Source organism: Veillonella denticariosi JCM 15641, assembly GCF_002959855.1.
GTDB classification, from domain to species: domain Bacteria; phylum Bacillota; class Negativicutes; order Veillonellales; family Veillonellaceae; genus Veillonella; species Veillonella denticariosi.
In genome coordinates, this window is sequence record NZ_PPDB01000001.1 from 424730 (window position 1) to 433539 (window position 8810).

The 8810-nt window shown below is 41.3% G+C and carries 7 protein-coding genes and 1 rRNA gene; 5 read left to right on the forward strand and 3 right to left on the reverse strand.

Going from position 1 to position 8810, the window contains the following annotated elements:
- Nucleotides 1–12 precede the first annotated feature (12 nt).
- The 3 genes from VEHSUH05_RS02075 (at nucleotide 13) to VEHSUH05_RS02085 (ending at nucleotide 3121) form a co-directional block, all read left to right on the forward strand.
- Nucleotides 13–1059 carry an OmpA family protein gene (locus tag VEHSUH05_RS02075; protein ID WP_038117911.1) on the forward strand — a complete coding sequence of 349 codons (1047 nt, stop codon included), beginning with the start codon at nucleotides 13–15 and terminating at the stop codon, nucleotides 1057–1059.
- Between the two features lie 174 nt (nucleotides 1060–1233).
- Nucleotides 1234–2355, forward strand: a complete 1122-nt coding sequence (locus tag VEHSUH05_RS02080) for an AI-2E family transporter (RefSeq protein WP_105090612.1) — start codon at nucleotides 1234–1236, stop codon at nucleotides 2353–2355.
- A gap of 109 nt (nucleotides 2356–2464) precedes the next feature.
- Nucleotides 2465–3121 (forward strand): PepSY domain-containing protein, encoded by a 657-nt coding sequence (locus VEHSUH05_RS02085; RefSeq protein WP_105090596.1) that lies wholly within the window; start codon nucleotides 2465–2467, stop codon nucleotides 3119–3121.
- A 137-nt stretch (nucleotides 3122–3258) separates the two neighbouring features.
- On the opposite strand, the gene VEHSUH05_RS02090 is transcribed toward VEHSUH05_RS02085, so the two are convergent.
- Both VEHSUH05_RS02090 and sstT read right to left on the reverse strand, forming a co-directional pair.
- The gene (locus VEHSUH05_RS02090) at nucleotides 3259–4776 is read right to left on the reverse strand and encodes a dihydrolipoyl dehydrogenase family protein (RefSeq protein WP_105090597.1); all 1518 of its coding nucleotides are present in this window, start codon (nucleotides 4774–4776) and stop codon (nucleotides 3259–3261) included.
- A gap of 334 nt (nucleotides 4777–5110) precedes the next feature.
- Nucleotides 5111–6331, reverse strand: coding sequence for a serine/threonine transporter SstT (sstT, locus tag VEHSUH05_RS02095; protein ID WP_105090598.1), 1221 nt, complete (start codon nucleotides 6329–6331; stop codon nucleotides 5111–5113).
- 273 nt (nucleotides 6332–6604) lie between these two features.
- Between sstT and VEHSUH05_RS02100 the strand changes: the two genes are divergently transcribed.
- Nucleotides 6605–7330: a ubiquinone/menaquinone biosynthesis methyltransferase gene (locus VEHSUH05_RS02100; protein WP_105090613.1), complete on the forward strand. Its 726-nt coding sequence runs from the start codon at nucleotides 6605–6607 to the stop codon at nucleotides 7328–7330.
- Here VEHSUH05_RS02100 and VEHSUH05_RS02105 read toward each other — a convergent pair whose 3' ends face one another.
- Nucleotides 7331–8002, reverse strand: a complete 672-nt coding sequence (locus VEHSUH05_RS02105; protein ID WP_245875911.1) for an SIMPL domain-containing protein — start codon at nucleotides 8000–8002, stop codon at nucleotides 7331–7333.
- Between the two features lie 718 nt (nucleotides 8003–8720).
- On the opposite strand from VEHSUH05_RS02105, the gene VEHSUH05_RS02110 reads away from it, so the two are divergent.
- Nucleotides 8721–8810 (forward strand): 16S ribosomal RNA (locus tag VEHSUH05_RS02110); the annotation flags it as partial.

Sequence of the window (8810 nt, forward strand, 5' to 3'; positions counted from 1 at the left end):
AGGGTCTTTATAATGAACAAAAAATTATTAGCTTTGATGGCTGTTACTGCTGTAGGTGTTTCTGTAGCAGGTGCAACACCTCAAACTCAGTTTGACAAAGGTGAAGTCCAAGTAGACCTTGGTGCAGCACATTCAAAATCAAAAACTAACGCTTTCAGTTCCGATGCAAAATGGAACTTTGACGGTGGCGTAACGTATGCATTAACTGATAAAACAGCAGTACAATATGCATATCACGGATTAAAAGATCATTTTGTTGATTTCGACTATAACGATAAAATGCATGAAGTTAATTTGATTCAATCTTTGAATAAAAACTTTGCAGTATATGGCGGTTATGGCCGTATTTCCGGCGATGACTTCGTGAAAGCGAATAATATCGCACAAGCCGGTGTAATCGGTAAAGCAAATCTTGGTTCTAAAGTCGACGTATACGGTAAAGCAGGTGTAGGTACTAAAAAAACTACAACTTGGGAAGCTGGGCTAGGCTTTAAAGCAACTGATGATTTGGATATCAATGCAGGTTATCGCTATATTAACACAAGAAGACATGCTGATGATAACATTTCCTTCCAAGGACCTGTTGTAGGCTTGTCCTATCGTTTCGGCGGTTCCAAGGTGGCTACACCGGTATCCGCTCCGGCTCCAGCTCCAACTCCTGCATATACTCCAGCTCCGGCTCCTACAGTGCAGGAAGCACCTAAACATGAAACTCCTAAATTGGATTACTATGTACAATCCATTTACTTTGACTCCGATCAATCCACTCCACGTTACGACCAAGCGCCTAACTTGGATGCTGCATTGAAAGCTGCAAACAAATACTCTCAAGACCAAGTTAAATTGATGGGTAATGCTGATACTGATGCAAATCCTCAATATAATATCAACTTGTCTGAACGCCGTGTACAAAGCGTTGCTCAATTCTTAGTAAATAACGGCGTAGCAGCTAATCGTCTGATCGGTGTTGCTAATGGCGATGCTAAACCGGTTGCAACAAATTCAACTTCTTCCGGTAAAGCTGAAAACCGTCGTGTAGACGTATACATTCATCGCTAATTTCTAGATGAATCTAGAATAGACATTTCTTAAGTCCATCTTATCGTCATGCTCTCGTATCTATCGGGAATTGAATACGCGATAAGGTGGGCTTTTGTGTTCTGGCAGGTCATATAACGTTCATTAATATGTGGTATGGTATGCGTTGTGAGTATAGTAAAGTGGGTTATGCGTATGGAAAAATTCAAATATTATAAACAACTCGTCGGCGCTATTATACTGGCCGGCATTATGGCGATAGTGGCGCTTCGCATAGGTGACATCGCTAATGCTATTGATGCTGTACTGTCAGCTTTTGTACCCCTTATTTTGGGGGCCTGCATGGCATTCGTGCTGGATATTCTTGTCGTTCGTTACGAATGTTGGCTGTGGCCTAAAACCAAGTTTGGCTGGCGGTATAAGATTCGTAGACCGTTGAGTATCATTTTATCCTTTGTGACCATCAGTCTCATTGTATATTTCATTGCTCGCATGGCTGTGCCGCAATTAATTCATTCCATGTCAATTATTGTTTCGGCGGCACCACAACTTTATGCGGACTTTCAGGTGTGGATACAACATATAACAGAGGCTATTCCGTTTGCATCGAATCAAACGATTATGGACACGTTGAATGGTGAAAGCTTTGTAAAGTATACACGTGAATGGGGGACAAAGGGCGGCTCTTACATCGTTGATACGATGGGATCCGTTTTATCCTGGACCTTGAATATCGGGCTGGGACTTATTTTCGCAGTATATATGCTGCTTGATAAGGAACGTCTGATTTTACAAGGTAAACGCATGTTAAAAGCGTATGCTTCAGATGTATGGGTGGAGAGAACAACGTATGTAGGTAATGTTGCTGTTAAGACATTCAGTAATTTCTTTGTAGGCCAATTTATCGATGCCTTGATTTTGGGTGTTATGGTAGGCGTAACATTATGGCTGTTCAATATTGAGTATGCCACAACGATTGCGTGCGTTATCGGCCTTACAGGATTGATTCCTCTCCTCGGTATTTACATAGGTGGAGTGATGGGTGCTGTTATGTTGCTCACCGTCAATCCCATGGATGCATTGCTGTATGTTGTTATCCTGGAGGTATTGCATCAAATTGAAAGTAATGTAATATATCCTAAGGTTGTGGGGAATTCTATCGGCCTGCCCGGACTGTGGGTGTTTGCAGCGGTTATCGTTGGTGCCAGCCTCATGGGAGTTACAGGAATGTTAGTAGGTGTACCTTTGGTGGCTACATGCTATAAATTGCTGATGGCCGATGTGGAGGCTCGATTGGCTTCAAACGAAGGTTTGTAAATCAGTTTTTAGTTAACTGTCGCTATATGGTTATCAATAATTGGTGATTCTGTTATATGAGATGCTTTCACGAATGATGAAAGCCTGTATATGCTAGGAGGATTTATAAATGAATAAAAAGTTAGTTTCTATGGTGTTAACGGGTGTTTTTGCGGTCGGAGTTTTATCTGTTGCGGCACCGAACGAAGCGCAGGCTCGTAAGACAAAACCGGAAACGAGTACTGATATATCCGTACAACGTGCACCTGGTGAATCTATGGTCATGACGATGAGCAGAATCGGTACGATTTTCCAAAATCGTTTTCCTAATGCGGCAATCCATTCCGTAGAATTGAATTCTAATGATTTAAACTATGGTTATAAAGTGGTAGGTTATAGCAAATATCATCAATATAAGTTGAAAATTGATGTAATTACGGGCAATGTATCCGATATGGAAGAAGGCGGTAAGCCTAAGAAAGTGATTGGCGAAATCTTTAATAAAGATAAAGTCATCGAAGCTGCTCAGGCAGAAGCTGTGGCTAAGCAACAATTAGGTGCGGATGCGGTCATGAAGGGCTGGAAAATCGAAGCACATGAAGGTAAGGTCCTCTATTATGTGACGATGCACCAAGACGGTAAGAAAGTTGTCGTTACTGTAGATGCACAAACCGGAGCCTATGTAGGTCAAGGTAAGGCAAGTAAATTACCACCGGAACCGGATCAAGGCTTTGATGGACGTAAAACAAATATTATCTGGGGTAGCGGTATCGATTTAGGTCGTTAATCCTTGGGTACGAATGTGATAGTATTTAAATACTTGTCGTATTGAAAATAAAGAAAAACGGTCTGTACCGACATTAATCGGTATAGACCGTTTCTTTATTGGATGTAATGATATGATTTTGTCTTATGAGAGGGGGATTACCAGCGATGTTCGTAATACACCTGAGTCCACATGATAACTTCGATTAGGGAAGGGTGAGGACTCATGGTTTCGCCGACAGTAATGACCGATCGTGGATCCATATTGCGCGTTAAACCTTGAGCACGTAGTCGCTTGGTTCGTTCCGATGCGATATCCTCATTGATTGCCGTTAAAGGTGTAACACCGCTGTTCATAAGGTTTACATATGGTTGGAAGAGGATAGAGGCTTGCGGACCTACAACGTGCATGCCGAGGATATAATTGGTATCCTTATCGACGACGATTTTTACAAACCCGTCATTTACATCGCCCGGATTGATGCCCATTGCATAGCCTTTAACCGTAGCGGAGTAGTAGTTTTTACCGACGCCTACATTATAGCCGGCCTTGATTGCTTCCGCCTCGGTAAGGCCTACACTGCCAATCTCCGGATACGAAAACGTAACCTTTGGCAGTGTATCGTAACGGGCCCAGCGATAATCCTCCTCGCTTGTGGCGTAGAAGAGATTGTGGGCGATGATATCCGCTTCGTAATTGGCACGGTGACGGAATGCCGGTTCACCGTTCACATCGCCGAGCGCATAGATGCCGTCAACGGAGGTTTCCAAGAACTCATTTGTTTTGATCCAACCTTTAGGCCAAGTTTCAATAGCTGTGTTTTCAAGATGTAATTCCTGTACAGTAGGGCGAATGCCGGCGGCAACTAAGATTTCTTCTACTTTCGTCTCCGTGATTTCGCCCGTTGTACGATCTCTTGTTACAACGACTTTGAAGCCGTTTTCCTGGCGTACTTCCAGGGTGTCTTGATTCAAGATTACATTGATACCACGAGCTCTGTAATTTTCGAGTAGATGCATCGATACATCTTCATCTTCCTTCGGTACGAGACGTACATTATGCTGGATGATTGTTACATCTGTACCGGCGGAGGAGAATACATGGGAGAACTCCACCCCGATTGGGCCTGCACCTAATACAGCTAGGGATTTATATGGTTTTTCCGGATATTTATCACCGAAGAGGCTTTCACTGGATAAAAAACCTGCCTCTTGAAGTCCAGGTACATTTGGAATATTGTTATGACCGCCTGTGCCCAGAATGATGATGGGAGCTGTAATTTCTTCGGATTTGCCGCCGTCATTGAGGTGAACTTTCATTACCTTGTCGGATACAAAGCTGGCTGCGCCGCGATAAACGTCAACATTGTCGACGGCATCATAATATTTAAAAATATCTTTGTTTTCATCGATCACATGCCATACGCGTTTTGAAATGGTATTCCAGTCCATTGTTGCTTCGCTGACATTGATACCGATCTTTTTAAATTCCTCGACCTCTTGTACGGCATTGGCTGCCGTTACCATTACCTTTGTAGGAAAACAGCCTCGGTTTAAGCAGGTGCCGCCGAATTTACCCTTTTCTATTTGTGCAATCTTAAGGCCCTTCTTTTGCGCCGCATCTACTACGATGTTAGCGCCGCCTGTGCCGACTACAATAATATCGTATTGTTTCATGTCGATTCCTTTCTGATTTGATCATTGAGAGTTATTATTGTTAATTCTATTATATCAGTACATTGAGGAAAATCAATATAGAGGGCTGATTTTATTTTCAATATATATTTGTAATGCATCGACTGTGTAATACATCAATTGTGTTATACATCGGTTGAATAGCCCCCTCAGACATATAGTTTAAATAGATTCCACAGATATATAGTTTTTGAGGGGGCATGTGTCGCGAGTGAAAGTAATATATTGTTGTTCTTATACAACAAAAGACGCCCTGTAAATTGAACTCAAAAGTTAATTTAACTTTTATAGTTTCGTTTCTAAGGGCGTCAAAAAATTATTGCCAGTCTTTGTTATAGCCGCGTTTTGCATAGTCTGCTGTAGCGGTAAAGAGAATGTCCGTACTAGAGTTCAGTGCTGTTTCCGTAGAGTCTTGCAATACTCCGATAATAAAACCTACACCTACAACCTGCATGGCGATATCATTGGAAATACCGAATAGGGAACACGCCAATGGGATGAGCAGTAAAGAGCCGCCTGCTACACCGGAGGCTCCGCAAGCACCGATAGTGGCGATGACAGAAAGGAGAATCGCAGTCGGAATATCCACTTGAATCCCTAAAGTGTGAGCTGCAGCTAACGTCATAATCGTGATAGTGATGGCTGCGCCACCCATATTGATTGTGGCACCTAACGGAATGGATACGGAATACATATCCGGATTTAAGTGTAATCGTTTAGCTAAATCCAAGTTTACCGGAATGTTTGCAGCGGAACTGCGTGTGAAGAATGCGTAAATTGCAGATTCGCGTAAGCATTTGAATACCAGCGGATATGGATTGCGACGAATAAAGATGAATACGAGCAATGGATTGATTACAAGTGCTACAAAGAACATAGAACCTAGTAAGAGAACAAGTAGCTGTAAATATCCCAGTAAAGCTTCAATACCATTTGTAGCAATGGAGTCGGCTACGAGGCCCATAATTCCGAGTGGGGCGAATCGGATAATCCAACCTACAACGGTTGTAATTGCCTGGGAAAAGGATTCTATGTTTTCTTTTGTACCCATTGGAGCATGTCGTAATGCTCCGCCAATCATGAGTGCCCAACCGAGAATACCGATATAGTTACCGGTCATCAAAGCGTGCACAGGATTATCTACGATATTTTTTAATAATGTAATCATTACTTCCGCAATGCCTTGCGGTGGTGCCGCATCGGTAGCCCCTGTTGCGAGATGTAATGTGGTTGGGAAAAACCAGCTTACGATAACCGCTAACGCGGCGGATAGGAAGGTACCTAACAAGTATAGAGTGATGACGGAGCCCATCCCCGTTTTTTGTCCGGATCGATGTTTGCTGATGGCGGTAATAACCAAGAAAAATACGAGAATCGGTGCAATACCTTTTAAAGCACCTACGAATAAGATACCCAACAGTGATAATTCTTTTGCGATGTCGGGAATATAAAGCGCCGTTACAATACCTATAATCAGACCGATAATAATTTGTTGAATGAGGCTGACTTTATTTATTGATGTCATAAATCGATTCATGTTACACTCCAATACTTAATTAATACTTAATTAATACTTAATTAGTAGATGTGGATCTCCACAATTTATAAATTACAAAATCATAAATCCTTTTACAAGGGACATATGTCATTATACAACGAACACGGGTTGTAGGCAATAGACAACTGGTATTGTAGGAGATAGTTGATTAACACAGTGTGTGGTGGAGATGCTTTCAGTGGCGTCGGTGATATGGTATACTATGCCATATGCGACATATTAAAATATCTTAAATCTGTGAAAGTGAAAGTAATGAATACTAAAGAATTTAAAACCTATGATGATAAAGAAGAATTTGTACAAGGTGTGTTCTCTAATATAGCCAAGCATTATGATTTGATGAATACGGTACTTAGCTTCGGACAGGATTACTTTTGGCGGAAATTTGCCGTGAAAGAAATGAATGTGGGACCATATCAGCATGTGCTCGATGTAGCTTGCGGTACTTGTGTATTTACAAAGGAAGTATTACGGCAGGAGCCGACTGTTACGGTGGAGGCATTGGACTTTAATCATGACATGCTGAAAGAGGGGCATGCGCGAATTGAAGCGGCCGGTTTATCGGATCAAGTGAATTTAGTACAAGGTGATGCGATGGCATTACCTTATGCAGATAATACTTTTGATGCTGCTATGAGCGGTTTTGCCATGAGAAATGTGCCTGATATAAAACAGGTGCTTTCAGAAATGCAACGCGTTGTAAAGCCGGGAGGGAAGGTTGTCGTATTAGAACTGGCAAAGCCGAGTATGATTGGATTTAAGCAATTATATAATTTATATTTTTCCTATATATTACCTGTTATAGGAAAGCTGAGTAAGGATAATTCGTCATATTCTTGGCTGCCGGAGTCGTTACGTCGCTATCCTCATCAACGTGAGATTCTGGAAATCTGGAAGTCGTTAGGATATGAAAATGCCACCTATCATGAGTTGACAGGCGGCATTGTAGCAGTTCATGAAGGCGTGGTGCCTCATTAACTATTGTAAGTAGTAAATGATATTAGCATCCTGAGATACAACTAAAGAGCCGTTTTCCACAGGTGTGGATGTACTAAGTGCGGCTTCCATTACTTTAGCACTACGATAATAAGTATTGTCGATAGTGCTAGTTTCATTTGTGCTGATAGAAAGTGATTTGACAGGGCCTAATGTGCGTCCTAGAGCAGCGGCAATAACTTCGGCTTTGTGGCGACCGTTTTTAACAGCTTCGGTCGTGAGTGAATCTGATAATTCTTGAGAGGTTTCGCTTTGGAATGTTAAGTTGTTAATATCGTTAGCACCGACGCTGACTGCGGCATCAACAGCTTTTCCTACATTACTGAGGTTATTAATCTTAACGGTGACACGATTGGACACGCTATATCCGGTGTTTATACGCTTACCGTCCTGATAGTCACTGGCAGGGTTTATTGATATGTTGGATGTATACACATCTTTTTTGTCGATGCCTAGGTTCGCGAGTTTGCTGATGAGGTCGCTCATGATGCGGTCGTTATTGGATTTTGCGGTGTTGATATTGGCGTTTTCACTGCTGATTCCTAATGTTAAAATCGCATAGGTCGGCGCAACGGATCGAGACGCTTGACCGGTTACATGGATTTCTGTGGTATCAAATGTTCCTTGTGGTGATGCAAAGACTGAAGTTGCCATTGTTGCACATACTGCAGCTATAGTGATGGCTTTGGTAAATATGTTTTTAGAGCGTTTCATAATAATCTCCTTACACAATCATACGTAACAGGATACACTAACACATTTGTTGGAAATACAGTTATAGATACAATCGTACTGTTCTATAGTTTCCGTATTCTGGTATCATAGATTTATTCTATAAAAACATTGTACACAATATATTTCGTATTATCAAATACGTTTTTATAATAATTAAAACATATAGTTTTTTGTAGTCTAAGAATTTTACGGATTTTACCTAAAAATGAACTGAAAATGAAGTTTTGGCGGTGGAGAACTTAAGCCTTGCGTATATATAATGGTTGTAATATAATATGCATACAGTCTTTTGAAAGGCTGTTTCTTAATGAATAAGATGTAGTATCTTATTCGTTATTTTATTTATGTGTAAACATAAAAAGCTATATAAAATATGTTGACATAAAAATGTGAACATGTTAATATATTCAAGTCGCCAGTTGGCAAAGCAACTCGAATGAGAATTGCTTTGATGCCAGATTTTATCTGGGTTAACTGGTAACAGATCTTTGAAAACTGAACAATGATAGGTAATCAATCAAAACGATTGAACATATGCCAGAGTGCGGGTTTTGACGATGTCAAAACCAACCATAATTCAAAGCTACTTAAGTGTGGCGACAACAAAACAAATGAGCTATTCAAATAGCTTCAAGATATCTTGGAGAGTTTGATCCTGGCTCAGGACGAACGCTGGCGGCGTGCTTAACACATGCAAGTCGAACGAAGAGCGACGGAAGCTTGCTTC

What these genes read in the sequence shown, in the direction of transcription:
- VEHSUH05_RS02075 (WP_038117911.1), top strand. Translation starts at nt 13, where the DNA reads ATGAACAAAAAATTATTAGCTTTGATGGCTGTTACTGCTGTAGGTGTT.
- VEHSUH05_RS02080 (WP_105090612.1), top strand. Translation starts at nt 1,234, where the DNA reads ATGGAAAAATTCAAATATTATAAACAACTCGTCGGCGCTATTATACTG.
- VEHSUH05_RS02085 (WP_105090596.1), top strand. Translation starts at nt 2,465, where the DNA reads ATGAATAAAAAGTTAGTTTCTATGGTGTTAACGGGTGTTTTTGCGGTC.
- VEHSUH05_RS02090 (WP_105090597.1), bottom strand. Translation starts at nt 4,776, where the DNA reads ATGAAACAATACGATATTATTGTAGTCGGCACAGGCGGCGCTAACATC.
- sstT (WP_105090598.1), bottom strand. Translation starts at nt 6,331, where the DNA reads ATGAATCGATTTATGACATCAATAAATAAAGTCAGCCTCATTCAACAA.
- VEHSUH05_RS02100 (WP_105090613.1), top strand. Translation starts at nt 6,605, where the DNA reads ATGAATACTAAAGAATTTAAAACCTATGATGATAAAGAAGAATTTGTA.
- VEHSUH05_RS02105 (WP_245875911.1), bottom strand. Translation starts at nt 8,002, where the DNA reads ATGGCAACTTCAGTCTTTGCATCACCACAAGGAACATTTGATACCACA.